29 protein-coding genes and 1 tRNA gene are annotated in these 26,777 nt (G+C 58.9%); 10 read left to right on the plus strand and 20 right to left on the minus strand.

The features are described 5' to 3' along the window. Positions 1-11: 11 nt before the first annotated feature. Positions 12-884 carry an ABC transporter ATP-binding protein gene (locus tag ACZ5PA_RS06065; RefSeq protein WP_464929447.1) on the plus strand — a complete coding sequence of 291 codons (873 nt, stop codon included), beginning with the start codon at positions 12-14 and terminating at the stop codon, positions 882-884. Next, positions 881-1,615, plus strand: coding sequence for an ABC transporter permease (locus tag ACZ5PA_RS06070; RefSeq protein WP_464929448.1), 735 nt, complete (start codon positions 881-883; stop codon positions 1,613-1,615). Before ACZ5PA_RS06065 ends, ACZ5PA_RS06070 begins: the two co-directional genes overlap by 4 nt. Here ACZ5PA_RS06070 and ACZ5PA_RS06075 read toward each other — a convergent pair. The 3 genes from ACZ5PA_RS06075 to ACZ5PA_RS06085 form a co-directional block, all read right to left on the minus strand. Then, entirely contained in the window at positions 1,612-2,031 is a 420-nt protein-coding gene (locus ACZ5PA_RS06075) for a Trm112 family protein (RefSeq protein WP_464929449.1), read from the minus strand. The two genes, ACZ5PA_RS06070 and ACZ5PA_RS06075, sit on opposite strands and share 4 nt — an antisense overlap. A 107-nt stretch (positions 2,032-2,138) precedes the next feature. After that, a tRNA-His gene (locus ACZ5PA_RS06080) sits at positions 2,139-2,269 on the minus strand. Positions 2,270-2,352: 83 nt separating this feature from the next. Beyond that, positions 2,353-3,066, minus strand: a complete 714-nt coding sequence (locus ACZ5PA_RS06085) for a hypothetical protein (protein ID WP_464929450.1) — start codon at positions 3,064-3,066, stop codon at positions 2,353-2,355. Positions 3,067-3,102: 36 nt separating this feature from the next. On the opposite strand from ACZ5PA_RS06085, the gene ACZ5PA_RS06090 reads away from it, so the two are divergent. Then, on the plus strand, positions 3,103-5,040 hold the full coding sequence (locus ACZ5PA_RS06090) for a Sip1-related alpha-galactosidase (protein ID WP_464929451.1): 1,938 nt from the start codon (positions 3,103-3,105) through the stop codon (positions 5,038-5,040). Positions 5,041-5,077: 37 nt separating this feature from the next. Here ACZ5PA_RS06090 and ACZ5PA_RS06095 read toward each other — a convergent pair whose 3' ends face one another. From ACZ5PA_RS06095 to ACZ5PA_RS06130, 8 genes are all read right to left on the minus strand, one after another. Beyond that, positions 5,078-6,997, minus strand: a complete 1,920-nt coding sequence (locus tag ACZ5PA_RS06095; RefSeq protein ID WP_464929452.1) for a carboxypeptidase-like regulatory domain-containing protein — start codon at positions 6,995-6,997, stop codon at positions 5,078-5,080. 97 nt (positions 6,998-7,094) lie between these two features. Beyond that, positions 7,095-7,424 (minus strand): cupin domain-containing protein, encoded by a 330-nt coding sequence (locus ACZ5PA_RS06100; protein ID WP_464929453.1) that lies wholly within the window; start codon positions 7,422-7,424, stop codon positions 7,095-7,097. A 30-nt stretch (positions 7,425-7,454) separates the two neighbouring features. Then, positions 7,455-8,402 (minus strand): thiamine pyrophosphate-dependent enzyme, encoded by a 948-nt coding sequence (locus tag ACZ5PA_RS06105; RefSeq protein ID WP_464929454.1) that lies wholly within the window; start codon positions 8,400-8,402, stop codon positions 7,455-7,457. Next, complete coding sequence (locus ACZ5PA_RS06110) at positions 8,399-9,583, minus strand: transketolase C-terminal domain-containing protein (protein ID WP_464929455.1); 1,185 nt, start codon at positions 9,581-9,583, stop codon at positions 8,399-8,401. Before ACZ5PA_RS06110 ends, ACZ5PA_RS06105 begins: the two co-directional genes overlap by 4 nt. Continuing rightward, positions 9,580-9,888 (minus strand): 4Fe-4S binding protein, encoded by a 309-nt coding sequence (locus tag ACZ5PA_RS06115; protein ID WP_464929456.1) that lies wholly within the window; start codon positions 9,886-9,888, stop codon positions 9,580-9,582. The genes ACZ5PA_RS06110 and ACZ5PA_RS06115 overlap by 4 nt, the downstream gene beginning before the upstream one ends. Next, on the minus strand, positions 9,885-10,406 hold the full coding sequence (locus ACZ5PA_RS06120; RefSeq protein WP_464929457.1) for a 2-oxoacid:acceptor oxidoreductase family protein: 522 nt from the start codon (positions 10,404-10,406) through the stop codon (positions 9,885-9,887). The genes ACZ5PA_RS06115 and ACZ5PA_RS06120 overlap by 4 nt, the downstream gene beginning before the upstream one ends. Before the next feature lie 78 nt (positions 10,407-10,484). Beyond that, entirely contained in the window at positions 10,485-13,148 is a 2,664-nt protein-coding gene (locus ACZ5PA_RS06125) for a GH116 family glycosyl hydrolase (RefSeq protein ID WP_464929458.1), read from the minus strand. 54 nt (positions 13,149-13,202) lie between these two features. Then, positions 13,203-15,080: an aldehyde ferredoxin oxidoreductase N-terminal domain-containing protein gene (locus ACZ5PA_RS06130; protein WP_464929459.1), complete on the minus strand. Its 1,878-nt coding sequence runs from the start codon at positions 15,078-15,080 to the stop codon at positions 13,203-13,205. 87 nt (positions 15,081-15,167) lie between these two features. Between ACZ5PA_RS06130 and ACZ5PA_RS06135 the strand changes: the two genes are divergently transcribed. Together ACZ5PA_RS06135 and rpiA are read left to right on the plus strand one after the other, a co-directional pair. Then, entirely contained in the window at positions 15,168-15,554 is a 387-nt protein-coding gene (locus tag ACZ5PA_RS06135; protein ID WP_464929460.1) for a CBS domain-containing protein, read from the plus strand. Positions 15,555-15,583: 29 nt separating this feature from the next. Further along, entirely contained in the window at positions 15,584-16,264 is a 681-nt protein-coding gene (gene rpiA, locus ACZ5PA_RS06140; RefSeq protein ID WP_464929461.1) for a ribose 5-phosphate isomerase A, read from the plus strand. A gap of 72 nt (positions 16,265-16,336) precedes the next feature. Here the strand turns inward: rpiA and ACZ5PA_RS06145 are convergent, their stop codons facing one another. Genes ACZ5PA_RS06145 through ACZ5PA_RS06155 form a run of 3 tightly spaced genes read right to left on the minus strand, consistent with a single transcriptional unit; the run spans position 16,337 to position 19,047 of the window. Continuing rightward, on the minus strand, positions 16,337-17,410 hold the full coding sequence (locus ACZ5PA_RS06145; RefSeq protein ID WP_464929462.1) for a radical SAM protein: 1,074 nt from the start codon (positions 17,408-17,410) through the stop codon (positions 16,337-16,339). Between the two features lie 49 nt (positions 17,411-17,459). Beyond that, complete coding sequence (locus tag ACZ5PA_RS06150; protein WP_464929463.1) at positions 17,460-18,164, minus strand: hypothetical protein; 705 nt, start codon at positions 18,162-18,164, stop codon at positions 17,460-17,462. Between the two features lie 31 nt (positions 18,165-18,195). Then, positions 18,196-19,047 carry a thiamine-phosphate kinase gene (locus ACZ5PA_RS06155; protein WP_464929464.1) on the minus strand — a complete coding sequence of 284 codons (852 nt, stop codon included), beginning with the start codon at positions 19,045-19,047 and terminating at the stop codon, positions 18,196-18,198. 95 nt (positions 19,048-19,142) lie between these two features. Here ACZ5PA_RS06155 and ACZ5PA_RS06160 point away from each other — a divergent pair, with 95 nt between their 5' ends. Then, a complete protein-coding gene (locus tag ACZ5PA_RS06160; protein WP_464929465.1) occupies positions 19,143-19,391 on the plus strand; it encodes a hypothetical protein in 249 nt (82 codons plus the stop codon). 66 nt (positions 19,392-19,457) lie between these two features. On the opposite strand, the gene ACZ5PA_RS06165 is transcribed toward ACZ5PA_RS06160, so the two are convergent. Then, entirely contained in the window at positions 19,458-19,787 is a 330-nt protein-coding gene (locus ACZ5PA_RS06165) for a DNA-binding protein (protein WP_464929466.1), read from the minus strand. A 136-nt stretch (positions 19,788-19,923) separates the two neighbouring features. Further along, complete coding sequence (locus ACZ5PA_RS06170) at positions 19,924-20,673, minus strand: DUF92 domain-containing protein (RefSeq protein ID WP_464929467.1); 750 nt, start codon at positions 20,671-20,673, stop codon at positions 19,924-19,926. 54 nt (positions 20,674-20,727) lie between these two features. Between ACZ5PA_RS06170 and ACZ5PA_RS06175 the strand changes: the two genes are divergently transcribed. Next, on the plus strand, positions 20,728-21,732 hold the full coding sequence (locus ACZ5PA_RS06175) for a polyprenyl synthetase family protein (protein ID WP_464929468.1): 1,005 nt from the start codon (positions 20,728-20,730) through the stop codon (positions 21,730-21,732). Next, complete coding sequence (locus ACZ5PA_RS06180) at positions 21,732-22,451, plus strand: isopentenyl phosphate kinase (RefSeq protein ID WP_464929469.1); 720 nt, start codon at positions 21,732-21,734, stop codon at positions 22,449-22,451. The genes ACZ5PA_RS06175 and ACZ5PA_RS06180 overlap by 1 nt, the downstream gene beginning before the upstream one ends. On the opposite strand, the gene ACZ5PA_RS06185 is transcribed toward ACZ5PA_RS06180, so the two are convergent. Then, entirely contained in the window at positions 22,435-22,713 is a 279-nt protein-coding gene (locus tag ACZ5PA_RS06185; RefSeq protein WP_464929470.1) for a hypothetical protein, read from the minus strand. The genes ACZ5PA_RS06180 and ACZ5PA_RS06185 overlap by 17 nt on opposite strands. Positions 22,714-22,779: 66 nt before the next feature. Here ACZ5PA_RS06185 and ACZ5PA_RS06190 point away from each other — a divergent pair, with 66 nt between their 5' ends. Further along, complete coding sequence (locus ACZ5PA_RS06190) at positions 22,780-23,313, plus strand: ZPR1 zinc finger domain-containing protein (RefSeq protein WP_464929471.1); 534 nt, start codon at positions 22,780-22,782, stop codon at positions 23,311-23,313. On the opposite strand, the gene ACZ5PA_RS06195 is transcribed toward ACZ5PA_RS06190, so the two are convergent. From ACZ5PA_RS06195 to ACZ5PA_RS06205, 3 genes are read right to left on the minus strand one after another with little or no spacing between them, the layout of a single operon-like run. Beyond that, positions 23,261-23,815 (minus strand): HD domain-containing protein, encoded by a 555-nt coding sequence (locus ACZ5PA_RS06195; protein ID WP_464929472.1) that lies wholly within the window; start codon positions 23,813-23,815, stop codon positions 23,261-23,263. The genes ACZ5PA_RS06190 and ACZ5PA_RS06195 overlap by 53 nt on opposite strands. Then, positions 23,815-25,086, minus strand: a complete 1,272-nt coding sequence (gene gatD, locus ACZ5PA_RS06200) for a Glu-tRNA(Gln) amidotransferase subunit GatD (protein ID WP_464929473.1) — start codon at positions 25,084-25,086, stop codon at positions 23,815-23,817. Before gatD ends, ACZ5PA_RS06195 begins: the two co-directional genes overlap by 1 nt. A 26-nt stretch (positions 25,087-25,112) precedes the next feature. Beyond that, entirely contained in the window at positions 25,113-25,730 is a 618-nt protein-coding gene (locus ACZ5PA_RS06205; protein ID WP_464929474.1) for a hypothetical protein, read from the minus strand. Positions 25,731-25,814: 84 nt separating this feature from the next. On the opposite strand from ACZ5PA_RS06205, the gene ACZ5PA_RS06210 reads away from it, so the two are divergent. Beyond that, positions 25,815-26,747, plus strand: coding sequence for a glycoside hydrolase family 12 protein (locus tag ACZ5PA_RS06210; RefSeq protein WP_464929475.1), 933 nt, complete (start codon positions 25,815-25,817; stop codon positions 26,745-26,747). Positions 26,748-26,777: the final 30 nt, after the last annotated feature.

Below are 26,777 nucleotides of genomic sequence, written 5' to 3' on the forward strand. Positions count from 1 at the left end.
AGACGCCTCGCATGATCGTCGTGGAGGACCTCGGCAAGAGGTTCGGGGAGTTTTGGGCACTAAACGACGTAACCTTCGCCGTGGAGTCCGGGCGCGTTGTCTCGGTTTTGGGCCCCAACGGCGCCGGCAAGACTACGTTGGTGCGGATATTGATAACCGAGCTTTTGCCCACGAAGGGGAAGGCCTACGTGGCGGGACACGACGTGGTTAAGGAGCCGGAGAAAATAAGGAGGAGGATAGCCGCCGTCCCCCAAGAGGGGGCCCCGATAGGGTTCCTGACGCCGTACGAGTTCGTCTACGCCTACTTGCTCTTGAGGGGCTATCCGCGGCGGGAGGCTCGGCGAAAGGCCGAAGAGGCGTTGAGGGAGCTCCAACTCGTCGAGGTGAGGGACAAGGAGATACAGACGTTGTCGGGCGGGACCAAGAGGCGAGTACTACTCGCCGCCGTATTGGCGGCCGACGTCGACGTGGTCTTCCTCGACGAGCCCACGACGGGTCTAGATGTGATATCTAGGAGGATAGTCTGGAATACAATAACGTCCATGAGGAGGAGAGGAGTGACGGTGCTCCTCACGACGCATTACGTCGAGGAGGCGCAAATGCTCAGCGATTACGTGGTCTTGATAAACAGAGGCAAAGTAGTAGACGTGGGACCGCCCGAGGCCTTGATGGACAAAGTCCCGGGCAAGTATGTGGTCGAGGCATACGGCGTAACTGACGTCGAGAAGCCCCACATGATTATCGGCGAGAGGGCTATATACTTCGTCGACAAGCCCGAAGAGCTCGCCGGCTCTTTGATAAGGGCCGGCGCCAAGGTGAGCGTGAGGCAGAAGTCCCTCGAGGACTACGTGTTGTTCAAGATAGGGGCTATATCGGAGACATGAAGAAGCTCTTGAGGGACATCTTGGTCATAGGCTGGCTCAACGGCTGGGTCCCGTTGGTGCGCAGCTGGGTATGGCTCGTGGCCAACTCCGTCACTCCGCTGAGCTTCCTCATAGTGCTGGCGATATATGCAGGGCAGAGGGGCCTCACCTGGGGGCTCCTGGGCGGGCTGATCTGGACCATAGCCTCCAACGGGATATCCCTCATAGGCGATGCGGCGTTCTACCGGCTCGAGATCAAGTTCCAACAAATGCTGGTGGCGGCGCCCGTCAGCCCGGTGGCCTACGCGCTCGGGCTGGCCTTGAGCTCGTTCATATTCGCCGCGCCCGCCTTGGTCTTCTACGTGGCTTATTTGGCCGTGCTCGGGGCCTTCACGGCTCGGGGCGCCATCGCGTTGGCGATTGCCCTATTAATGTTGTGGATATCCATGGCGGGGATAGGCTTCGCGGCCTCGACGTTGATAAGCCAAATGAGATACGCTTGGGCCGTGCCGACGATCCTCACCGCGGTCCTCTCGGCCATGGCGCCGGTCTATTGGCCCGCCACTGTGTTGCCCAGCCAGTACCTAGGAGCGATCCTCCCCACGGGTGCCGCTGGCATAATCGGCCAGTCAGCGCTCGGAATAGTGAACTACGGCTACGACGTGCTGGCCGCCGCCTGGGCGTCGTTGGCCCTCTACACGATAGGGGCCTTCGCGCTTCTGGCCAAGGTAGCCAGATGGCGTCAAGTCTAGGTTTTTAGCTTAAAGGGCTTTCCCTCGTAGAGTATCTTCTTCGCCAAATCTGGAGCCGTCCTCTCGAGATCGTCTTTTATCGATTTGAGGAACTCCACGTCGTTTTTCTCGTTTCTGAGCTCGTCGGGCAACATGCGCGGTATCTCCTCCATAATGGGGTACCATCTGCCGCAAGAGGGGCAGTAAATGACGCCCGTCTCTATCTCCCAGCGATGGCACTCCTCGCACGGCAATGCGTCGGGCTTGGGGTGTTCCTTTATCTTCAAGTCTCGGTACGAACAATACTCCTCGCAGAAGGGCTTCCGGGGCCAAGTGTACTGCCTTTCGGGATGCTCGGTCCTCTTTATGACTATTAGCCGAAGGGGGAAGGTCTTATCGTATGGGCACGCCAAGACGTCCATCAGCCGGTACTTCATAGGGGCCTAGATGTGAGGAATTAATAAAATTTAGGGAGCCGCAACGCCGGCTCTCGACGATCCCCACCTCTCCGGAACTCCCGGCGAGGGGGTTTACGATGTCAGAATGGGGCCGCCGCCGGGATTTTTGGGCCGGCCGCGCCGTGAAGTCCCGAGGGCTTCAGCCCTCCCGGGTCAACGGGGCCAATGGGCCTGGCCCGCAGACAGCCCGCCATCCTGGCCGCTAGACTACGGCGGCTTGTCGAAGTATCGTGCTATATTTAAATGTATTGCCCGCCGTGCCTCGCGGTTTTCGCCACGTTGCTCGCATCGCTGCTACGCCTAGATGTAGTAGAGCGCGATGAGTATGGCGGTCAGAAGGGCCGATCTGGCCAGCTCGCGCCAGCCCATCTTGGATATCTCCCGCGCCGTCTTGTACTTCACGTTCTTAACGACGTTTACGGCGAACTTAACAGTCGGCTCCACCGCGGCTACGGCGAGCAGAGGCCTTACGAACACGGCGATGGCCACGGCTGGGGTCCACGGTATGAAGGGGGTCAAGGGCGACGTCTTCCGAAACGCCAACCTCGACTCGACGTAGTAGGCCGTCGCGACGTGGTAGCCCACGAAGAGGGCGTAAACGGCGTAGTCGTAGGGCGAGATAGAAGAACTCGCCATGGCCTTGGCCAACAGGAATATGGAGGACAACATAGCGGTGCCCGCGACCACGCCCGGCACAGATCTCGCGAGCCCTCTTAGGGCAAGTGCCGTGTACGTCAAGAACATCGTAGCGGCTATGGCGAAGGCTATTGGGTTCCAGAGACCTAGGGCGATCGCTCCAAAATAGGGAAGCAAGTTCGCGGCGATGAGCCCCCACGTCCTAGGCCTAGGCCTCATAATGGAGTTGAATATCGCGTCGAAAGTGGTTATGTGCAACGCGTACGCCATCACGGCGAGCGCGGCGCCTACGGGCTCTATCGCCGGGGCGGCCCCCGCCATCGCCAAGGCCAACGCGAAGGTGAGTATCCCCAAAACGCTTTTCTCCCTCGGCAGCATGAGATAACCGATATTACCAAATTATTTCGTCCTTTAGTGTTAGGCGGCCTACGGGTCTACCTAAAGGAGGGGGCGTGTGCTCCGTCGGGGACAGGCGGCGAGCACGACCTCTGCGGCAAGGGCGTCCTCAAAGTGCTCGTCGAAGGGGACGCCTCGTCTGGCGTCGTCGGGATCGAGGGACGCGCCGACGTGGAGTTCGCCGAGTGGCCCGTCGAGATATTGCTGGACGTGCAGCCGACCGCCTTCGTGGCGGTCACCAACGCCCCGATATACGACGCAGCTTGGTCTTGCAACGAGGCGTACATAGGCAAGGGCAAGCCGGAGGACTGCGCCGGGCTCCCCTCGAATTATCCGAGGAGGCCGTCGGCGAGCCTCGACGTGGCTGAGTGGTGGATACAACCTTGGGCTACGCCGTATTTCGGCGATGATTTTCCCGAGCTCCTCCCGTTCACGATAGCGTTATTAGCCGAGTTAAAAAACGGCGATTATTTGGCCCTTCTGTCCGCCTCCTCCCAAGACCTCAGCGGTTATTTGTGGGAGGGCTGGACGCTTAAGGCCTATATGGGGATCGAGTCGAGGAGGATATCGCGCTCTTGGGTGATGGCCTACGGCCTCTCCGCCGATCCCTATGAGGCGCTCAGAAGAGCTTGGTCCGCTCTCGCCTCGCGCGCGAACTTGAAGCTGAGGCGGGATAAGAAGAGGCCCCGGTTCCTCGACTACTTGGGCTGGTGTAGCTGGAACGCATTTCTGGCAGAGGTCTCGGCTAAAGGGGTTCTGGGCGTCGTGAAGAGGCTCAAGGAGAGGGGCCTCCCGATATCTTGGGTCTTGATAGACGACGGATGGCAGAAGGAGCGACGCGTTCGACAGCCGTGTTGCATGGACAGAGTCATCACATCGTTATCGCCCGACGAGGCGAAGTTCCCGGGAGGTTTTAGAGAAGTCGTCGACGCGTTGAGATCCCTCGGGGTTAAGTGGATCGGGCTGTGGCATACGCTCAACGTCCACTGGGGCGGCTTCGACGACTTTGTGGACGAGGAGCTAGGCCGTCTGGGCATCCCTTACGGGTCCGCCAAGGCCCCGCCGCCGGCCTTCCCTGATGCTTTACACCTCTACAGAGGGCTCTACAACGCGCTCAAGGGCTTCGACTTCGTCAAGGTGGATAACCAATGCTCTTCCCGGCTAGTGGCCCGCTATGCCGGCGAGAAGGCGGGGAGGGCCGCCAGCGTTTTGCAGACCGCGCTACAGCTAGCCGCCGAGGAGGCAGGGCTTGACGTAATGAACTGCATGTCCATGAACCCGGAGAACTACAGCAACTACTTCTCGAGCAACATCATGAGGACCTCGAACGACTATTTGCCCTATTGGAGAGAGGGGGCGAGGCTCCACGCCCTCTCGAACGCCTACAACTCCCTCTTCTTCTCCGAGCTCGCGTGGCCCGACTTCGACATGTTCTCCAGCTATGACCCCTACGCCAAGCTCCATCTCGTATTGAGGGTCTTCAGCGGAGGGCCGCTCTACATAACGGATAGGGATCCCGAGAGGGCGAACGTAGACCTCTTGAAGATGGCCGTGTTGCCCAACGGCGAGGTCGTGAAGGTGGACTTCCCCGCCGTTCCGACCCGCGATACGCTCTTCGAGAGTCCATATAAAGGCCGCAAGCTTCTGAAGCTCGCCTCGACCGTCAGGGGCAAAGCCGTGGTGGCGCTCTGCAACATATCGGATAGGACCATGGCCGATAGCATAACGCCTCACGTCCTGCCTTTCCGCGCCCCCGTGGACGTCTACTACGAGGTCTTCGCCAAAGAGGGCGGCAGGACGTCCGGAAGCGTCGAGGTGGAGTTGGATCCGCTCGACTGCGAAGTGGTCGTGTTCTCGCGGCCGGGGCTTGTGGGCTTAGCCGAATACGTACTGCCTCCATACCCTATCGTAGACGACAAACCCATAGTGCCGGGCACGCCTGTGGAACTGTATTAAAAACTATATTAAAATTAAGAAGTTTTATCTAAAAAATCTAGACGTGTTCTACTTCTGCTATGGCCTCATCTTCGCTTGATTTTCCTAGCATCCTCCTCAACGCGAGCGCGAGGCCCGCCGCGGAGACTCCTCCGGCGGCGGCAGCGGCGTCCGTCACGGTTATCGGAACGCCGTTTATCACTGCCACTATGGGCGTCTTGACGACCAACGTCACGGTCTGGCTGGGGCCTGACACGGTAAGGCTCGTCGTCACGTGGACACGGCTACCTACGTTGACGGCGACTGTGTAGTTGCCCTCGAGCACTCCTGCGAATAACACCGAGCCGCTGTTATCGGTAATACCGCTGGCGGGGAACCCGTTTATGGTCACCTCCGCGTTGGCTATGGGCTGGTTCAACGCGCCGACCACGAACACCCTGACGTTATATATGCCCAGCTGCACGACGTGTTGGCCGGAGTCCAACGATTGTACGACGACGTCGGCCGCAGGAACGCCCTTGTAGGAGATCTGGACCTCAACGGGCTCCGGCTTGTACACGTACACGTTCACGACGCCGCCGGCGACGGCCACGTTGTAGCCTTGTACAGCGACGGCGCTTATATCGCTGACAGTCCCGCCGAATTTGTTAACCACGGTTATAGACAAAGGCCTCCAGTCTATCATGAAGGTATATACGCCTGGCTCGGCGGTGTTGCCCTCCTGCACTACTATGTAGGCCTCGTGGCCGTCGGGGCTTATAGACGCCATCCTGACGCCGCCGCCCCACACCAGCTGGACGTCGGTTGCGTTGGTTATCACCGCGTTGCTGGGCGTCCTTATGGAGACCACCTTAGCCAAAGACGGGAGCTGGAGCACTATGGCGGTCCACACGCCGTCTTGTAAGTCCGCTTGCGTCACGTTGACTAGGGCGCGGTCGGGTAGCCAAGTGACTTGCGCAGGCTTATACACCACGGGTATGTAGATCACGTTGACCGGCGAGTTCATGGTCGAGCTTATCGTGAAGCTATCGCCGTATACTATGGCTATGGTGTAGCTGAGCTTGGCTTGCCACAAAGGCGGTATTAGGTAGCTCACGGAGCGTATTATGAAGCTCAACGTGTTGTTGTCGACGATATCCACTAAGCCGCCCGATATGCTTATCTGGCCTTGCGACGGCTGGCCTGTCAAGACCACGTCGCCGGTGTAGGCGAACACGATATAGCCCAATAGCTGCCAGCCCTGGGGCACGCCTATTTGGGACCCGGTCACAGTCAACTGCGAGTTGGGGGCCACGGTGGCCGTCTGCTGGGACAAGCTCTTGACCAACAACGCAGGCGGTAGCGGTTGGCCCCTCGCGATTACCACCTTGTAGACGCCGGGTTGCGTCAGCTCCACTACCTTCGGCTCGACCCTATAGGCAGAGGCGGGGGAGCCGTCGGGCAGCTCCACGGAGGCTATCACGTAGGGCGCGTAGGGGTCTAGCCTAACCGTGGCGCTCTCGCTGAAGCCTTGGGGCAAGTTGGCGTTGGGGAGTTTGACGGTCAAGACCGTCCCGTTAGCTAGCGGCACGTATTGGTCCTGGACGAATTGGTAAGTGACCTCGACTTGGACTTGGACGTTGGTATTCGCCGTGTTTATTAACAAGACCTTGCTGGCGTCGGGGCCCACGTACACGGCCTGGAGGAAGCCCTCGGCGTTATAGGATTTGCTGAAGAAGCCGTTGGCGGCTACTTGTATACTTGGATAAACTCCCATGAACTTTAACGCCATGCCGCTGTAGACGAAGCCCGAGCCGGGGGTTACGGCAGGCGGCGATATGGTGTAAGTACCGCCGGGGCCTAGCTGCACGGTGAGGACTACGGTCTTGTAGGCCAAGTACTGTACTTGTGCGTTGTAGGGGAAGACTACGTTTATTGGAGCCGCTAGGGCGAGCGCCGCCAAGCCGATCAACGCTATGGGCAGGAATTTTAAGCGCATAGAACCCCGATGCCTTAATTTAATAAGACCTATGTACACCTTCTACCAGTACAACCTATATATTAGCCTAGTGATATTTTTTCTGAATAAAACCTTTTTATCCCCGGAGATAGTGATCCTTGCCGCGTTCCCAGTCCTCCCGCCTAGGCGCGAAGACGTCCACGACGACTATATCGGTCAAGGCCTTGACCTCGTGGGGCACGCCGGGCGGTATGTGGACGACCTCGCCCGCCGAGATCTCGCGTTGAACGCCCCCTATTGTGAACAACGCCTTGCCCTCTAGGATAAGGCTGATTTGTTCGTTCTCGTGGCTGTGCACGGGCACCGTGCAGCCCGCCTTTATCTTGAACTGGGCCAAGGTCAGCCGCTCCCCCGACACGTATCGCCTTTCTATGCACTCGTTGAGCTTCTCAAAAGTCCAACCCATGAAAGATGTGGTTAAAATACTAATTGCGCATTATAAGGAGGCCAGCTTGGCCAAGTACTCGAGGTTCGCCACGACGTCCCTTTCCAATTCCTCTATCTCGGCGTCGGTCAAGTGCGCGAAACGGCCTTGCAACTTCAAGAACTCCTTGAGCGGTTTCCTCCGCTTGGGGTCGGCCGCTATAGTGGACGTCGGCGGGTTGAGCCTTACCTTCTCGTGATCGTACTCCCATAACGGGAAATAGCCGGTCTCCACGGCCAGCCTGGCCACCTCGACGGTCCTCTCCTCTGGATAGCGCCATCCAGGCGGACAAGGGGCGAGGACGTGCAGAAACGTCGGGCCCTCCTCGGAGTATTCAAGTGCGGTCTTCAGCTTGTTGGAGAGGTCCATTATGTTCGAGATAGACGCAGTCGCGGCGTACGGCGGGCGATGCGCCACGACGATGCCCATGATGTCCTTCTTGCGCTGGATCTTACCTCTGATAGCCTTGCCGACCGGCGTAGTGGTCGTCCAAGCGTATTTCGGCGTGGAGCCTGAGCGCTGAATCCCAGTATTCATGTAGGCCTCGTTGTCGTAGAGGACGTAAGTGACGTGGTGTCCCCTCTCGAGCATCCCGCTGAGGGCTTGGAGGCCTATATCGTACGTCCCGCCGTCGCCAGCGATCACCATGACGTTGGTCCTCCCCGATTTCCGCAAGCCCTTCCTCTCCAGGATCTTTATAGCGGCTTCTATCCCGGAGGCCGCCGCTGCCGCGTTCTCGAAAGCCACGTGTAAATACGGCACCATCCACGCGGTCTCGGGGTACTGCGTCGTGGTGACCTCCATGCAGCCGGTCGCGTTGACCACTATTGTGTTCGGGCCCGCTACTTTGGTCAGCCAACGCATGGCTATCGCCGGGCCGCAGCCGGCGCACGCGCGGTGGCCCGAGGCGAAGAGCTCCTCAGTTGGCAGATCCCAGACGGCCTTGAAGAACACCTTCATAGCCTCAATCCCATGTACACTACTTTATTCTTTTCCCCGTTCGCGAGCATTTCGAATATCTTCACGAAATCCTCCACGTACATCGAGCGTTGGCCAATGCCGTGCACGACGGAGAGGCCCGGCGTGTCGATCCCCCTCATCCACAAGGCCGCGGCCACTTCGGTGAAGACGGGCCCTCCGGCAGGTCCCCCGAAGGTTATGGCCCTGTCGACAACGGCGAAGGCCTTCACGCCGGCTAACACCTTGGCTATCAAATCGGCAGGGAACGGCCTGAACACCCTCAGCCTCACGGCGCCGGCTTTTATGCCCTTCTCCCTGGCCGCGTCCACGGCCTCGCGCGCGTTGCCGAACGCGGCGCCTCCGTAGCCCACTATGACGTAGTCCGCGTCGTCGGTTTTATACGTCTGCAACACGCCGTAGCTTCTGCCGAAAGTCTTGCCGTATTCCCGATCCACTTCCTCTATAACCTTGAGTGACTCCAAAAGGGCCTCTTGTACCTGGTACTTTATCTCGTAATAGTAATCGGGCATGGCGAAGGCGCCCATGGTGATGGGCTTCTCCGGCCTAAGCACGTTGGGCCTGTCCTTTCTGGGCAAGAACTTCCTCACCTCCTCCTCGTCGTTGAGCTCCACAGGCTCCGTTGTGTGGCTCATGAGGAAGCCGTCGTAGGCCACCATGACGGGCAACAGGACAGTCTCGGCGACTTTATACGCTTGTATTATGGTGTCGTATACTTCTTGGGCGGAGGACGCTATATAGGTTATCCATCCTGTATCCCTGGTGTTCATCACGTCGCTATAATCGCCGTGAATGCTTATGGGGGCTGAGAGGGCGCGCGCCGGCACGGCCATTACGACGGGCAACCTGAGGCCCGAGGCTATGTGCAACACCTCGTGCATCAGCTCCAGCCCTTGGCTCGACGTGGCGGTGAACACTCTAGCCCCCGCGGCGGCCGCGCCGACGACGGCCGACATGGCCGAATGCTCCGACTCAGCGTGTATCAACTCCGCGTTGAGCTCCCCGTCGTCTACGAACTCGGCGATTTTCTCCACTATGGTGGTCTGCGGCGTGATGGGGTACACCGCGACGACGTCGACATCGGCCGCCTTAACGGCGTACGCCGCTGCGTAATTGCTCGTGAGGGCCAACACCGTTTTGCGCCTCTGCACTGCGACCGTCATGCCTCCGGCACCATCTCGATAGCCTTGGTGGGACATTCGTGGGCACAGATGCCGCAGCCTTTACAATACGTGTAATCTATCTCATATTTATATTGATATCTTCTTCCTTTCACTAAGAATTCGCCTTTTATCTCCTTTATAGTACCCTCAGGGCAATACATCCAACATATCCTGCACCTAATACACCTATCGTCGTGGAGCACCGGCTTAAGGCTACGCCAACCCCCCGTCTGGTTCTTACGGGACGAGCCGGGCTCTATTATGATGCCGCCTATCGGTATCTCGTGAACTCTCGGCAAGCTCATAGCTCCCTCGTCTGGTCGAACGCTATTTTAACTAACTGCGCGTTTAGCTCGTAGACCTTTCCCGTAAAGTATTTGCCCAAGGCGGCCAACGCTGACTCCAAGCTGACTACTCCCGTAGCCTTGACCACGGCCCCGATCATGGCAGTGTTGACTATCGCCTTGCCCAACACCTTTAAGGCCAACGACGTCGCGTCGACGTAATAGGTCTTGACCGGCGCCTTGTACACGCCGTTGACCACCAAGACGCCTCCCGGCTTAAGCCCATCTAGCGGATTCTCGGAGAGGAAAAGGGACTGATCCCCCACGACTACTACGTCGGGCTCTAGAATCGGCTCGCGTTTGTATATCGGCTTGTCATCTATGCGCAAATACGCCTTGACGGGAGCGCCTCTCCTCTCAGGCCCGAACTCCGGAAACGCTTGCGCGTATTTGCCCTCTATTATCGCGGCGGTCGCCAGGACTTGAGAGGCGGTCACCATGCCCTGGCCGCCGCGGCCGTGGAACCTTATCTCGATCACGTCATCACGATGTCATCGTAATAAATATTTAACTATCCTTTACGAATATATCATATAGCGAAATTAAAATCGACAGTATTAGAATTCGACTTCTAGGACGTCCCCTACGCTAAGCGAGATAGCCCGCTCCAGCTCGACTAACGTATCGCCGGAGAACTGCAAGGCGGTTCCGTTAATCCTCACCGCCTTGGGCCTCATCGGTAGCTCCAGCGCCTTCAGCTCGAGGGAGCCGTGTAGTATCTTGACGGCCATCCTCCCGTTGCTCCACTCGAGAACGCCCCAGTTGCCGTTGACGGCGAATATCCATTTAAGCGGCGTCACCGCAGGCTTCAGCGTTAGCCTCTTGTCGAAACCATCGTATCTTAAGCCTAAGGCCCCCATCACTATCAACCACGAAGAGAGCGGGCGCATGTAGTGCGCGCCCCACTCCACGTGGTTCCAGTAATGCCCGACGCGCTCGTAGCGCTCGTGGATAGATCTCAACACGGCGATGGCCTCCTCGACGAGCCCTTCGTACAACATGTGGCCGGCCACCGCGAACTCCACGCCGGTCCAGGGAGTGTCCATCTGCCAGGTCGGCAGATAGGGGCCCTTTGTGAAGTTCTTATAAGTCGTCGGGCCGACGAAGGAGGGCCTCCCGCCGTCGGGATATACGCCGTTGATGAGCCCCTCGTCTGGCGCTAAGTTGTACTTGGCCACGGCCCTTAGCGCAGAGACCACCCTCGACCTATCGACTAAGTAGCCCAGGCCGGCCACGTGGGCTAGCAGTTGCCCGAACAACTGAGCCGCCATCGATGCCCTATCTCTCTCGTCCGTGATAGGATCCCACCACAAGTCGAAATACTCGCCGTTCCAGAGCCTCTCCAGCCCCTCCGAGGCCCTTCTCAGGAGCGACTCGTACTTCCCTCTATCTACGCCCAGCCTGGCGGCGCCTTCGGCCATCGCTTTCAAGGCGGCGGCCCACAAGAAGGCGACGTACGAGGAGACGCCGTAGAAGGCCCAGGTGTCGAACGTCTGGAATCCGGTGGGGAGAGGCCTTTGGCTTATCAGCTGTAATGCGACGCTTGCTGCTTGGCCGGAGGCCCCCTCGAAGAGCGCCTTGGCCGCCCTCATCCACTCAAAGCCGGCCGGAGTGTTGTGGTAGGGCAAGCCGTCTACGCTCTGGGTCCTCACGACGCTCTCTACGGCGCCCTCCATGACTTCCCACAAGTTCTGGAGCAACGCCTTGTTGCCCGTCCATTTAGCCGCCGTGTAGGCCATCAAGACGTATTTGGGCATTAAGTCGACCATGTGGTACGCGTCTACGCCCTTGATGGATTTGTCCATGAAGTGGGCTATCCGGCCCGCCGGGTCCTTCCCGGTTTTATCAACTATTTCGGCCACCTTGGCGATTAGCCTAGGCCAGTCCAAGGACAACGAGGGGTCGCGGGCCAAGGCCTTCTCGAACTCTTGCCTATTCTCGGGTATCGCCAGCGCGTATAACGCCCAATCCGGAGAGCCCCTCCTCAAGGCGAACGCGGCGTGTTGTATTAAGTACTTCGCCGCGAGCTCAGGGAAGAGCGATATCAGCATAGGCATAGCGTATGCGATTACGTCGGTCGTGTTGAAGGCGTTCCTCTCCGGCCCTCCGTAGTACTTATCGCCGAGCCCCTCCCATAGGGCGAACCTGCCGTCCTTTGTCAGCCAAGATGCCTTGATCAACGTGGTCAGCTGAGACGCGACTAGGTCGGCGATCCACTCCTCTAGCCCCTCGACGCCGTATATGGCGTCGTGGAACTTCACAGTCTCGCCGTATAGGTAGTCGAGGTTCTTTAAGACGTATTGGGCCACGGCCTCCGCGTCGTCGAAGAAGTTCTCGTAGTAGTGGCCGAGCCTCTCCCCGAACTGGTCCAAGTGGTTCGGGAAATGCCAAGCCAACACGAAGATCGCCTCTTTCGCCTCGCCGGGCCTCAACGTCATGGGCGCAGTGGCCACGACCCAAAGCCCGGGCCCCTCGGCGGCGGCCGAGCCCTCGATCCTTCCCTCCCTCCTGAACTGTATCCAAGCGTTCAGCATATCCACAGCGCCGTCGTACCTCTGGAATCCATATTCGGCGTAGCTGGGCGCCTTGACCACCACGGCGCGCGCTCCATTGCCCACAAAGGCCAAGGCCATGGAGCCTTTGTATAACGGGCTATCCGGCGCGATCCCAACTCCCTTGATAACAGCAACATTTCCGGCGGCCTTCACCGCCGCCTTCTCGAAGGGCGATCGGAGCGAGGCCCAGACCGACGCCTCGAGCGCTCTGTCCGTTTTGTTCCTTACTCTTATCCTTATCACGATAGCCGGCAATGAGGAGTTCTTGAGGTCCCCGGGGATGAAAGGCGACAAGAACTCGGCCTCGACCTCCACCGGCATATCGTCTATGTACTTCAGCCTAGCGAGGGGAGGCTCTCCGCGGAACTCTATCTGTTTAACCGGCTTCAACCACGGCGCCTTGTAGGGATCGCCCCCCAGCATGTAGCCGGCCGATTGGAGCTGGCGCACTAGCACCCGCTCGCCGTCTTTCACTCTGACGGCTAAAAGAAAGCCCTTCTCGTCTAGCGGGTAGTAGTTACGGTACCGCTCTAAGGTGGTCCAGACGCCGTTGTTGAATACAAGCCAGTCGTGGAGGAGCCCATCGGCCCTGATCTCGACGGAGCCCGCCCCTATTCCGCCCAACGCGACGCCCGACGAGGTGTAGTTCGAGTATACGTACTTCATGGGGATAATACAACTGATTTTTTATAAATGTTCCTAATACCACTTAGGTATAGCTCAGTATGTGGTGATATTTATTAGTTTATCTAACGCCTCTTTATAACGGCGCCACCACTCCAAGTAAGCGTCGTAGGAGTCGAACCGCCAATCCTTAGCGCCCAGCTCCCTCGCCATGGTCGACACCATGTCCATAGCTCTTTTGCTCTCCCAAGGCCTAGGATCGGCGCCCGCCTTTATGGAATACTCGGCGAATTTCTTGTACACGCCCTTGTCCAAGACGGAGCCGGTCAACTTGAAGAGCTCCTCTAGTATCGGCTCGGCCCACCCTCTATGGAATCTACAGATGCCGGCGTCCTCCACCAAGGCCTCCATCACCGCCCTATCGTAGGCGGTCTTGGCGAACTCCTCAGGCGGCATGAACGTCGGGTTGTAGTTAGTCCAATACTTCCCCTGGACGTACATGGGGGCCACCATGCCGGGCGCCCAGTAGAAGTTGGGGGTCATGTAGCCCTCCTCGCCGTAGGCCACGAAGACCACGAGGTCTCTGAACCTTACTCCGACCTTGGCCACGCGATCAGCGTATTTCTCCTCGAGGACCTTGGCCGCTTTTCTAATGCCTAGTTTAGACACCAGCTCTACGGCCTCGCCGCCGCCCTCCGCGTAGGCCTTCAGAAGCTCGTGGGCCAGCTTTGCGTTCCTCTTCGAGTCCGCCTCTGGCTGGAACTTCAAGGGGTCGAAGGCCGGGACCTCGCTTATGCCGACCTCGCTCGGCGTCAACAAGCCATGATGGACTGCGTCGAAGAGCCAAGCCGTCACGTGCCCGGCCTCTATAGCGTCTAGGCCGTAGGCGTCTATCTCGTCCACTAGCTTGACCGAGTCCTCGAAGGTGTACACGCCTATGAAGGGGCCCATGGCGTGGAACGGCTCGTAGTCGACCTTTTTGCCTTGCCAGACCTTCTTACAAGTCACGGGGCATGGCTCGCCGCAGTTGTACCAAGATCTGGCCTTCTCGAAGACGAGCTCGTTGAAGGGCTTCCAGAAGAGCCTTAACAACGCATCCACGTGCCTGATCCTCTCCTCTCTGTCCATATATATCGATTTATAACCGAAGAGGGGGACTAAGTCCCTATAGTGGACGTAGTTCACGCCGAAAGTGCCGCCGGTGCCGAGGCTCGGGTCGAACCTATACTTGACGGTCTTTTCCTGGAGCGCGTCAAGATAACCTTTCTTTAGCTTGACCTTTGCTATTTCATCTATTCTATGTATATCCATCACCTCCTTGTATCTAGCTTTGGCCTTGCCGCCGGCTATTATTGCAGCTAAGTTGTGGCCTTGGGCGGCGGCGGTGCCCGGCCCGCCCCTCGCCGCGAAGTCCTCGGCGCCTTTGGCAAACTCGCCCTTAGGCGTTACGTCGATAGATGCCAGAGCTCCGTTATAGGTGCGCCAAGCCGCGGGCCCCACCACGACGGCCCGCGCGTTGTTCTCGACGAAGAAATCCTTGTAGAGGTCGTAGAGGTATTTGGTAAACGCGTAGACGCCCTTTAGGCCTTGGTACTCGTAGACGAGCTTCACGGGCTCTATCTCGACGCCTTTTTGCGACGCCAGTATCGCGACCGGCTCGGGGGCTTTTCCGGTGATGACATAGGCGTCTATGCCGGCCCCCATCATCTTGTAGGCGGCTCCCCCCAACGCGCTGGAGTGTAGGCCTCTGGTCATCGGGCTTCTGAAAACCGCTACTATTCTATGAACGCCGATGAGGCGGCCTCCGACGAACCTCCCCATGCCTATTACCAAAGGCGATTGGGGCGAGAGCGGCTCGAGGCGCCAGCTCTCGACCTCCTCGTGGACCTTAACGCCGAGGCTCACGGGGCCTTGGGCCTCGACCTCCCTCAACTCCACAGACTTCCTCTCGAGGTCCACAAAGGCGACGCGCATGAGTTTACGTAAAGTAGAATTTTCTATCCTTTTCGGTATACTCAACAATAATGATAAAACTTATTATGGGGAATTATACGCTCCTCTATGGAGGTCAAGAACGTCATGAACGACCGCGTTGTGTTCTGCACCACGAGGGACACCGTGAGGTGCGCCGTCTCGAAAATGTACGCCTACAACATCGGCGCTGTGCTCGTCGTTGACGACGTGGGGACCCCTGTGGGGATATTCACCGAAAGGGATCTCGTAAGGGTGGTGGCCGAGGGCATCAGCTTAGACACCCCGTTGGCCAAGCTGGCTCAGAAGGAGCTCATCAAGGCGGCTCCCAACGAGCCTATCTTGATGGCCGCCCAGAAGATGATCGAGCACAACATACGCCATATGCCGGTCGTGGAGGGGAACAAGGCTGTCGGCATGTTGAGCATACGCGACGCGTTGAGGAGCTTAATTGCGCTCGAGGGGGCCTATCCCTAGCTTTTATACACGAACAGCCCGGCCCCAACGTGAAGGAGCTTTTGGCCAAGAAAGCGGCGGAGTTCGTAAGGGATGGGTACGTGGTAGGCCTCGGCTCGGGCTCTACCGCCAAGGCATTCATAGAGGAGCTGGCGAGGGTCGTCAAGGAGCGAGGCCTCGAGGTAGTGCTGGTGGCGACTAGCGCCGACAGCGAGATGAAGGCCGTGGAGGTCGGCCTCGGGCGATACCTAGCGCCGATGTGGGCGGTAGACAGGATAGACTTGGCCGTGGACGGAGCAGACGAAGTGGCCAAGGATAGATTGTTCATCAAGGGAGGAGGCGGCGCTTTAGTCCGCGAGAAGGTCGTGGACTACCGGGCGTCGGAGCTCGTCATAATAGCCGAGGCGCACAAGCTCGTCGAAAGGGCGCCCTCTAAGCACCCCATACCGGTGGAGGTGATCCCGCCTGCCTGGAGGCTGGTGGCCAAGGACTTGGAGAGGAGGTGGGGCGGCCGGGCCGAGCTGAGGTCGTGTAGATGCGGCGGGAAACTCGGCCCCCTCGTCACCGACAACGGCAACTACATTCTCGACTGGACGCCGCCTCATCCCGTGTATCCTGAGATGGAGGACGAGATAAAGGCCATACCTGGCGTAGTGGACACGGGCATATTCGCCAAACGGAGAGACGCCGTGGTCTTATTAGCGGACGAGCGCGGCGTCTTCGTCCTGTAGTCGCCGCGGCGCCCTGAGCCTCGCATAGGCGCGACGATCGCTCCGAGCCCGTTTCGGGACGAGCCGACGGCGCTATAAATAGACGACTTCAGGCCTTGCTAGCAGTATATTGTCCTCGTCCTCGACTATCCTCGCCACGGCCTCGGCCCCCGGCGGGAGCTCTCGGCCCGGCGAGACGATGGTGATGGCGCGGTCCACGAGAGGATCGCCGGACAGCTTGACCGGCACCGCCAAGTGCTCGCCCTTGAAGATCCCCCTTCCGATTATCCTGACCTTGACCTTCTTGCCGACCGTGAACGGTTTGGGCAAAGGCGCCGTCTTCCGGACGCCGAACGGGTTCTCCTTGCGCCAGTCCAGCTTCACGCCGAGTAGGGCCTCCAGCTCCTTTATCTTCTTCCAGAAGGTCGCCCAGTCCACGGCCGCTACGCCTCTGGGATTTCTGCCCCTCTTATGCGGTATGTATTTTTGTATCAACACAGGGGGCCACCTCTTGCCTAGACCGGCCCCCAGAGCCCACTTGACGATCTTGGGGATCTCCTCGTCGTTGACCCCAGGCAGCCAGACTGGCGAGACCAAGACGTCCATCCTCGTGTTCTTGACGGCGTATTCGGCGAGGGCCATGGCTTTCCCCGGATCGTAGTAGCGGGCCCCCGCCAAGGCCTTGGCGAGCGCCGGATCGACTGCATCTAGGCTTAAGTTTATTCTGTCCAGCCCCGCCTCGGCGAGTTCCTCGATCCTCCTCTCGTCGAGGACGAAAAGGCGGCTCTGCATGGACACCACGGAGACTCCCCCTATCTCCTTGACTTCTTGAACGAGGTCCACTAGGTGGGGATACACGGCGGGCTCGCCCATGCCGTCTATGTGCACCTCGACGCCGCCGCCCTTGAACTTTACGACGGATCTGAGAGCCTCCACTAAGGCATCCTTCTCCGCCACGAAGTCGGCCCATCGCCTCGGCTCAAGGGGGCCGGCCGCGACGGAGCAGAACGAGCAATTCAAAGGGCAGAGGCTCGTGGGCCTGACCTCGACTATATTAGTGCCTTGGTCCACTATCCCGAAATACCGCGTCCCTATCTGCGGCACATCCCCTACGAAGTAGACACGTCTGTCCACTTGAGGCGATTGGCCGAGAAAAAATAACCCCACGGCCTTTCATCGAGCCGGCATCGCCGGCGCTCGCGGCCGCTAGTCCCGGCTACTTGGCTATACTCACAGGGATATATACATACACCTCGCTCGAGTTGTCGTTCATGAAGAGAACTGCGCGAATCCTCGGCTCGAAGGTCTTGTTCAAGTAATACCCTAGGCATCGCATCCTCGCGTTCTCGAGCAAAGTGAGCTCCCCGCCTAGAGTCCCCACAAAGGCTCGCCCCTCCCTCCTCAACACGCCCTCCAAGTGTCCGTATAAGGCGAAGCCCTCGGGCACGTAGGCTTCCAGCAATTTGTCCACGTCGTCCCAGTTGGCGTATAAACTCGCCGTAGCTATATACGAGTAGGCCCTCAAGAGCGTCAATGGCCTTGCCCAGTACACATCGCCCTTCAAGGTCCAGTTGAGGAACTTAACCTCGTACCGAAAGATCTCGCCATGGAGGCTCGCGCCGCCTATCAGCTTGTCCAGAGGAGGATAGCGCCTAAGCCCCTCCAAGGTCTCGTTGAACTCAAAAGGCGCCGAGAGGTACACGGCGGGGTTGTTGGAGGCGACCGCGGCGGCGGCCCTCTCCTCGACCATGCACACAGTGGCGTTGGGCAACTGCTCGACGAGCTCGCGCCAAGCGTCCAAGACCGCCTTTGCTGGGAGGTAGGCCTTCAACGTTTTATCGTACGCATAATACAATGAGTACAGCGTGATGAAGGTCGCCAAGATTACGGCCAACACCGCAGTGGCCGCTACCGAGTACACGAACTCGCGCCTCCTAAAAATCCTCCTGAGATTATCTGAAATACGCCCACCCTTTATATTTCAACTCCTCGCCTTTATAGTATACGCGTCCGGCGCCCTCGACGACTTTGGCGAAGGCTATATAGCCCTCGGGCACGTTGCATCGCGGATCCACGGCGAATACGGGGAGGTACTCCTCGCCGGCGTTCAGCACGACCTCCTCGGGGTCGACCCCTAGCCTCGCCGCCTCTGCGATGACCTCGTCGGGAGCGGGCAACTCCTCGAGGATTATGTCGACGCCTCTGGCCATTGTCCACAACACGTCGGCTAGGCCATCGGACGAGTCCATGGACGCCGAGATGCACTCGAGCGGCGGGGGCCTCGGCCAATCCAGAACCGGCCTTTTAAGCCACGAGATCCCCTTGGCCACAGCCGGCGACGCCTCCTTGTAGGCCACAAAGGCCAACCCCGTGTATCCGAAAAGAGGAGGCGCGATGAGCACGTGGCCTGGCTTGGGCCTTCTGCCTATCCTGGCCGGGGCGGCGCCTATCGCTACTATGTCCACGACAGCCTCGCGGCCTTGGTTGAGATCGCCGCCGAGGTACCTCACGCCGAAGCGGGCAGCCGCCTCCTTGATGCCGTTGAATATCTCAAGCGCCTTGCCCGCGTCGGGGGCCGTGATGGAGCTGAGCAAGGCCTTGGGGGTCGCCAACTTCACGAGGAGGTCGCTCAAAGTAGCCGCGACGGCCCTCCAGCCCAGGTCGGCGTATGTGTGGAAGGGCATCATGGCGGCGCTCTCCGCGAACCCGTCGACCTTAACGGCATAGCCGTCCACGTAGCTCACGTCGTTGTCCTCTTCGCCGAGCTCTTTGAGGAAAAGACGCTGTAAGATCTTCTCGTCCATTAAGCTATATGGTCTCCCGAGTTATTATCTATGACGGCAACTCCCCGCGGCCGCTCGGGGCCTTACGACCGAAAGCCTCGCCTTTTAGGGCGGGGATGATAGGATTCGCGACGCCTCGCTCGTCGTGCTGGCGATTAGGGAATCCGAGCCGCTATGAGGATTCCCTCGCCCAGCTCGTCCTAGACAGGACTTACTCGGACGGCGTCAGGGCCGTCCTCGCCCGGCTTGGAGAGAACAAGACGACGAGCGTGGACGCGGTCCACGTTGCACAGTACGAGAAGCTGAAGGTTTTTGAGAACGACCGCGATGTCGTCTTAGTGATCAACCTCATGAGGGGTCTCTGACCCTCTCAACTGTCCCCCAGATGAGGTGTAGCCTCGAACCGAGGGGGAACCTCCCAGCTAGGGGAGTCAGTCCACAGCCCTATAGATAATATCGACGACTTCCTCCGGACCCTCCCTCAAGGGCTCCCACAAGGGGGATCTACCGCGGCAGATCACGTAGCGTATCCTCGAGCGGCTGTCGTCCTTCACCACGAGCCCCCTCTGCGCGAGCCCCTCCAAAACATGTTTGACTAACGTCAACGCTATTGGAGCCGTTGTGTCTATTCCGGCGAATTCCAAGACGCGGCGTGGCGTGAAGGACACGCAATTCCCCCTGGCCTCCGAGACTATCTTGTGGAGGCCCGCGGCGACGGTTTTGATAACCTCCTTGAAATCGGCGACGTTGAATTGCTTCATGGCCTAAAACCCGCGGCCGAAAATAAGGCCTGTGGACCGAATGGGATAATCCAGACCAATTCTACCTGTTTTATTAGCCTCGGATCCTCAAGTAAAGATATACCTTAAATATGCCGAGGAGAAGGATATCTAGCTATTACAGGTAAATCGAGAACAATATATAGGCCAACCCCAGCGAGGCCTCCACCAAGAGGTTGACCGCCTCGTTAGTTAAGAACCCCGTCGTCTTGTAGTCGCGGCATCGCGGCTCGTCATACATTTCGCCGCCGCAGATATACTTGCGCTGGGCAACTGCGCCGACTACGCTGTCGAGGACGTCGCCGGCGAATCCCAGAGCCCATATCAGGAACGGGTTGAGCCCCAACAATAAATACGACAAGAGGCCGATAATTCCGGCGCCCGCCAACGAGGCCAAGGTGCCGACAGGCGTGACCCCTCCCGACGTGCCGGGCTCGACTTGTACCCACGGCTTTGTTATGAGCCTGGGCCTTCCGCCGTAAGCAACGCCGACCTCGCTGGCCCAAGTATCGGCAGTGGCTACGGCTATGGCCGCTACAGTGGCCGCCAGCGCTTGTTGGACCCCCATCGTGTACAAGAGCGCGAATAAAGCCATCGGCGTGCCCACCCCCACTACTTGTGTTATCGACCTCCCTGCGACGTCCTTGAGGCCGCGTTGGGCCTTCCAAGAGCCTCTGAGCTTTGTGAGGAGGCTGGCCGAGACGAAGAAGAACATGAAGATGGCGAAGACGCCGAGGCCCGCCGCCGCTAGGGCCCACGCCACGAGCGTGCCCGCTATTGCCCCCCTCATGTTTATGAAGCCGGCCTTATAGGCCCCGAGCGCGAAGAGCGGGATCGCGGCGAAGACGCCGAGCAAGGCGAGGTCCATGCCCCAACTTCCTCACGGTATATAATCATTTTAAGGAGGCCTATTAGCGTCGTCATGGATGTCTTAGATAGGCTCTGGCGGAGGTACGGACAGCTAATAGAGGACGCCTTGGCTAAATACCTCACGAAAGACGTAGCGCCCGATTTCAAAGACGCGGTGTTGTACCAGATATCCACCGGCGGCAAGAGGCTTAGGCCTATGCTGACCTTGGCCGTGGCCGAGTCCCTATCAAGCGCCTTCGATAAGGCCTTGCCGGCCGCCGCGATCGTGGAGCTGATACACAACTACAGCTTGATCTACGACGACATAATAGACAGGGGGGAGATAAGGCGGAATAAGCCCACCACCAGGGCCGCCTTTGGGGACTACGCGGCGATCCTCATCGGCATATGGTACCGCGAGGCGATAGAAGAGGCCGTGATGGACACCCCGAAGCCCCTCGAGTTCGCCAAGGACGTGGCCAAGGTGATAAAAGCCATAGACGAGGGCGAGAGGCTCGACATACTCTTCGAGCTGGCCGGGCGCGAGGACCCCTATTTCGTCAAGGCCAGATTCCCCTCCGTGAGCATCGACGACTACATAAAAATGGTCAGCCTCAAGACCGGCGCGTTGATAGCGGCGGCGGCCAAGTGGGGTGCGATGAGCGTGACAGACGACGCCGCGTTCATTCAATCGGCTTGGGATTTCGGCATGAACGCGGGGATAGCCTTTCAGATAATCGACGATGTGTTGGACATATTCGGCGATCCCGCGAAGTTCGGAAAAGAGATAGGCAAGGACCTCAAGGAGCATAAGAGGGGCAACGCGGTGGTGTTGCTGGGGCTCGAGGAGCTGGAAGGCGCCAAGCGGGACGAGCTCTTGTCCATACTATCGAAGCCCGTTGTCAGCGACGAGGACGCGAGGCGCGGGGTCGAGCTCTTGAAGACGACCAACGCCAAGGAGAGGGCCCTCGCGTTGGCCGAGCGTTTCAAGGAGGAGGCTTTGAGGAGCCTCTCTAAGCTCCCCCACAGCCGCGACTTGGAGGAGCTAGCGGCTTTCATAGTCCAGAGGCAGTTCTGATGATAATTGTAAAGTTTGGCGGATCGGCTATAACCGACAAGAAAATAGCCTATACCTATAGATGGGGACGGCTGAGGCCGGCGGCGCGGGCTCTGAGGGGGACGCGCGCTGTATTGATACACGGCGCCGGGTCCTTCGCCCATCCCCACGTCAAGGCCTTCGGGCTCACCCCCATAGGGCTCGCATATACTAAAGCCGCCTTGAGGAGGCAGACTGCCCTAGTCGTGGAGGATTTAGCCGCGGCGGGCATCTACGCCTTCCCTGTAGAGCCCAGCGAGGTGTTCTGGGGGAGGAAACTGGCGAGGAGGGAGCCGTTGGACTTCGCCCTCTCCCAAGGCCTTTATCCGCTATTACACGGCGATGTGGTCCCCTCAGATGAGGGCTACGTGGTGTTGAGCGGCGACGACATAGCGCTCGAGCTCGCCGCCGTGTATAGGCCGAAGGCCGTGGTCTTCCTCATGGACGTCGACGGGATATACAGCGCGGAGCCCGGCACGCCCGGCGCGGTCAAGCTGAGGGAGATAACCGGGGTCGTGTCGGGAGGCGCCGCCGGCGTCGACGTGACTGGAGGCATCGCGAAGAAAATAGAAACTGGCTTGAGGATAGCCGAGCTGGGCATCCCCGTGTATTACTGCTCGATAGACGACTCCGAGGCGTTAAAGTCGGCGGCCGAGGGCAAGCGGCCCGATACTTGTAGCTATATCAACAAGTCACGTTAGGCGCGTTGGCCGTTAAATAAAGCGCTAAGACTACGTATATCAAGAGCAAAACCACGGCGATTCCCCATAACGCGGTGTTGCCTCTGTCGTATGCGTAGAACACAACGACGGCTAGCAAGACGCCGAGGACCGTGTACCAGGCCAAGCTTCCGCACAGCCCAGGCGCTAGCACTATGGACCAAAAACCTTGTAGGAACAAGGCGACTAGGGCGGCCGCCGCGATCGCCACGATGAGCGCCACCGTGTCGGTCTTCCGAGCCATGAGCGCGCGCCAAAGCCTCGTTTTAAATGTTCTGCACGTTTTTATAGTGCCGAGCGCACTAGTTATATGTCCATAATCACGCAGATGGTAGCCAGATGTCCCGTGTGCGGGGCCAACGCGTTCAACTACACCGAGTTGTTATACGATACGCCCTATTTCGGCAACGTGTTGATCTCGACGGGCTATTGCAGCGCGTGCGGGTATAGATACTTCGATATAAACTACGCCGAGTCGGGCAAGCCCACCAGGGTGGTTTTCAGGGCCGAGGACGGCGAGGACGTCTCGAGGTCGTTCGTGGTGAGGTCGAGGACCGGGTCGGTGAAATCGCCGGAGCTCGGCTTCAGCCTCGAGCCCGGCCCCCAGGCCGAGCCGTTTATAACGACGGTGGAGGGGCTTTTGTATAAGGCGTTGGACTACGCGGAGCGTTTAAAAGTGCTCCAGCCCGAGAGCGCGCAGAAAGTCGACGAGTTCGTGGCCAAAGTCCAGAGGGCGATCGAGGCGGGCGGGTTCACGCTCGTCTTGGAGGACCCCTTGGGCAAGAGCTTGGTCATTCCGAGGAGGCCCGACTCTGTGAGGATAGAGCCGCTCGACAATACTTAGACAAATACCTCTCGAGTATTTCCGGATAGGGCGGCGGGAACCCCGAGAGCTTCCGCAAGAAGGCCTCGACTAAGTCCTCGGTCTTGTGCCCTAGCTCGGCGTATCTACAAGCCCTTATCAAAGTCGCCAGCTTGTCGGCGAAGGACACCAAGACCCCTATGACGCCTTCGGTTTTTCTATACTTCTCGAAGAGGTCGTAGAGGTGCGGGTACAGCCGCTTCATGGCCTCCAGCTCCAGGGAGCTCCAATCAGCCGACGACCTAACGCCGTTGCTGGGGTGTCCTAGCTCCGCCTCCGCCAAGTCGTGGATAACCGCGGCCGCCACCGCTTGTGCGGGATCTACGTCGTGTCCTCTGTTCTTGAGCTCGGCCGCGATCTCGCCTGCCAAGAGAGCCGCCAAGAGGGAATGTTGGCAGACCGTTTCGGCGTTATCCACGCCGCGTTGGAGCCAGCCTATCCTCTTTATGTTGCACAACGTGTCCACAACGGCTATGAGGTCCATTAGAGCTCGCCCACGAAGGCCTCGGGGTCGCTCCTGGGCGTTATCTCCCCAGCTAAAGGCGTCCTCAACACGGCGGGGACTTCCTCGCGTTTAAAGTTGGCGAGCGCCCACGACATCTTCACGTAGGCCGTTTCGGGCAACATGTCCTCCAAGGGCACAACGCCCAAAGAGAGGAGCTCTCGGCCGCGTTTATAGACGTATAGGTTCACGCGCCCGTAAAGGGTCTGGCTCGTCATGGCCACCACGACGCCGGCGTCGATAGCCTTCTTTATTGACGGCAATAGGGCATCCCTCACGTGGCCGAAGCCTGTGCCCTCGAGTACGATACCTTGCACGCCCATCTCGACCAACGCGTCTAGGAGGCGGGGGTCCATGCCGGGGAAGAACTTGACCAGCGCGGCCCTATCGCTGAACTTCGCCGAATAGGACAAGCCGCCCCTCGCCTTGAAGGAATCGACCAACGTCCTCAACGATTTGTTCTCGACATCGACCTCGGCCAGAGGCCGCGTCCCTATGCTCCTAAAGGTGTCGCGCCTCGACGTGTGCATTTTCCTGACCCTAGTGCCTCTGTGCACGTAGATCTTCCCATCGCTAGACGCCCCGTGCATGGCCACGACGGATTCGGCGAAGGGCGCCGAGGTCGCCGTTATCACAGCGCCGAGGATGTTCTGGAAGGCATCGCTGGAGGGCCTATCGCTGGACCTCTGGGAGCCCACGAACACCACAGGCCCCGGCGCCTCCTTGAAGGCGAAGGCCATGGCCGCGGAGCTGTAGTGCATAGTATCCGTGCCGTGCATCACGACGACCCCCACGGCGCCTTTTCTGAAGTGCTCGGCCGCCCTCTCCGCTATGGCGGCCCAGTCGGCGGGGGTCATGTCCTCGCTGAACTTCTCCATGAGCACGTCCACGCGCACCGAGGCGATCTCGGATATCTCGGGGACCATCTCGAACAAAAGCGAGGGATCAGCCGAGGGATAAACGGCGCCGGTCGAGTACTCGACGCGGGACAGTATAGTACCGCCGGTCGCTATCACGGCCACCCAGGGCCTGCCGGTGTTTATCTCGGCTTGTTTGGCCTCGGCCTTGGGGCTCGCGATTATGCCAACCTCCTCCACCTTCTTTACCTTGCCCTTCGAGATCCCGACGTTGTAGCCGTTCTTGAGCTTGACGACGTACACATCAGGCGACGTATATGCCGTCGGGGGCAACAAGACGCCCTCGACGACCTCGCCCGATTCTAAATACAGACGAACTCTCCTGTAGCTCTCCACGCCCCAACCCGGCGGCCTATATAAAACTAACTGGGTACGCCCTGCACCACCCCGACGACCTTCCCGTTGACGACCACGGCCGTGATGGGCAATGCTTGTAGCAATTGCGACAAGTATTGTTGCGCCGAGGTCGCCGTGATGGTGATGTTACCCTTGGCCAAGACCTCTTCCACCCACTGGAAGACGGCCGCGGCTTGCTGGTCGCTGGGCATTATCAAGACCACCTTATTCCGGTACTGGGAGGCCACGGTGTAGTTGCCGCCGAAAAGCGAATAATAGACGTAGTTGGCCGCGTTGAACGAATAGGGCCCATAGAAGGGATCCAGCATGAGGATATAGACGGGCTCTGTCGAGTTCAACAACGATTTAGGCAGAGGAATGCCGGAGACCGCTATCACGACTATCGAGTTATTATACGCAGGCGGCGGCGAGTTGCTGGGCGCGTAGCCCCTCTGGGTGAGGACCCAGAGCTGGGAGCCGCGCAACAACGTGGCCAAGTCCGGCTCGGGGGGCTTGTTGAAAAACGGAAGCCGGAAGCCGGAGGTGCCCAACACCCAGCCCACCTCAGCGAATATAATAGCGGCTATGGCTATCGCGAACACCTTCTTGTTGCGCCTCCTGGGCCTTTCCCTCTTCTTGGCCACGGCCGCTTAGGTTCACCGCTATATTAAACTTTTGCTAATCGGCTACACAGCGCTCGGATAAATATATATCGCGATGTTTTGAATATGAGGCGCACAACGGCGCTGGTCTTGCTATTAGTGGTTTTAATAGCGGCAATCGTGTTCTTCGTGGAGAGGCGGCCCGCGCCGATCTCGACGACCACTACGACGTCGTCCGAGGTGTTGCTCATCCCAAACGGCACGAGTCCGGTAAAGGCCGTATCCAGATCGGTCGGCGAGATGATGGCGTCGTACTATATAGGGGATGGCTACGTCATGATAACGCCGTATCCTTGGAACATGAAGGCGTGGAGCGGGGAAATAGTGGTGGAGTACAACGGCTCGGCCCTAAGGGCCTTCGTCGACGCCAAGTACTCGCAGAAGTTTAACCCATATGCGCCAGTCCTCGGCTATCCCAGCGCCCGTTACGGCTGCGATCCGCTCTTCGGAGCGTGTACGACTACGAGGCCTCCCTTGGCGTTGCCGACTCCGGCCCTAAACGCGAACGCGTTAATGACGCTGGAATACGCCGTGAGCCCCGGCAACTGCGACGTGACCGACTTCTCCTACGATATATGGCTTACTAAAGGCCCAGGCCTAGGCCCCGGGGACTTGGAGCTCATGCTCTGGATGTACTACACAACGCCCTTAACTAAAAGCGCGCCGAGCCCGTACTGGACGCCGGCAGGCATCTACGAGATTCCCGTCTACATCAACGGCGCGCGCGTGGATATGCCCATAGAGGCCTTCCTCCACGTTGATTCGTCGAGCTGGTCGGTCTTAATATTGGCGTTCAAGGAGCCTGTTCGACAAGGCTCCGTGGCCGTTAACTTGAGGGATTTAATGGAGATAGCGAAGAGGGCGTTGAACGGGACCTCGATAGACCTGGGCGAGCTCAAGCTGACCTCGATAGACGTCGGCATCGAGTTCGACGGACCGCCTGGTGTGGAGTTGACGTGCTCCTATGAGATATATAAATGGGCCCTCTCGGCCGGTTGATGCGGGAAAAGCTTTTATGCCGATGATATC

Source organism: Thermoproteus thermophilus, from assembly GCF_055392855.1.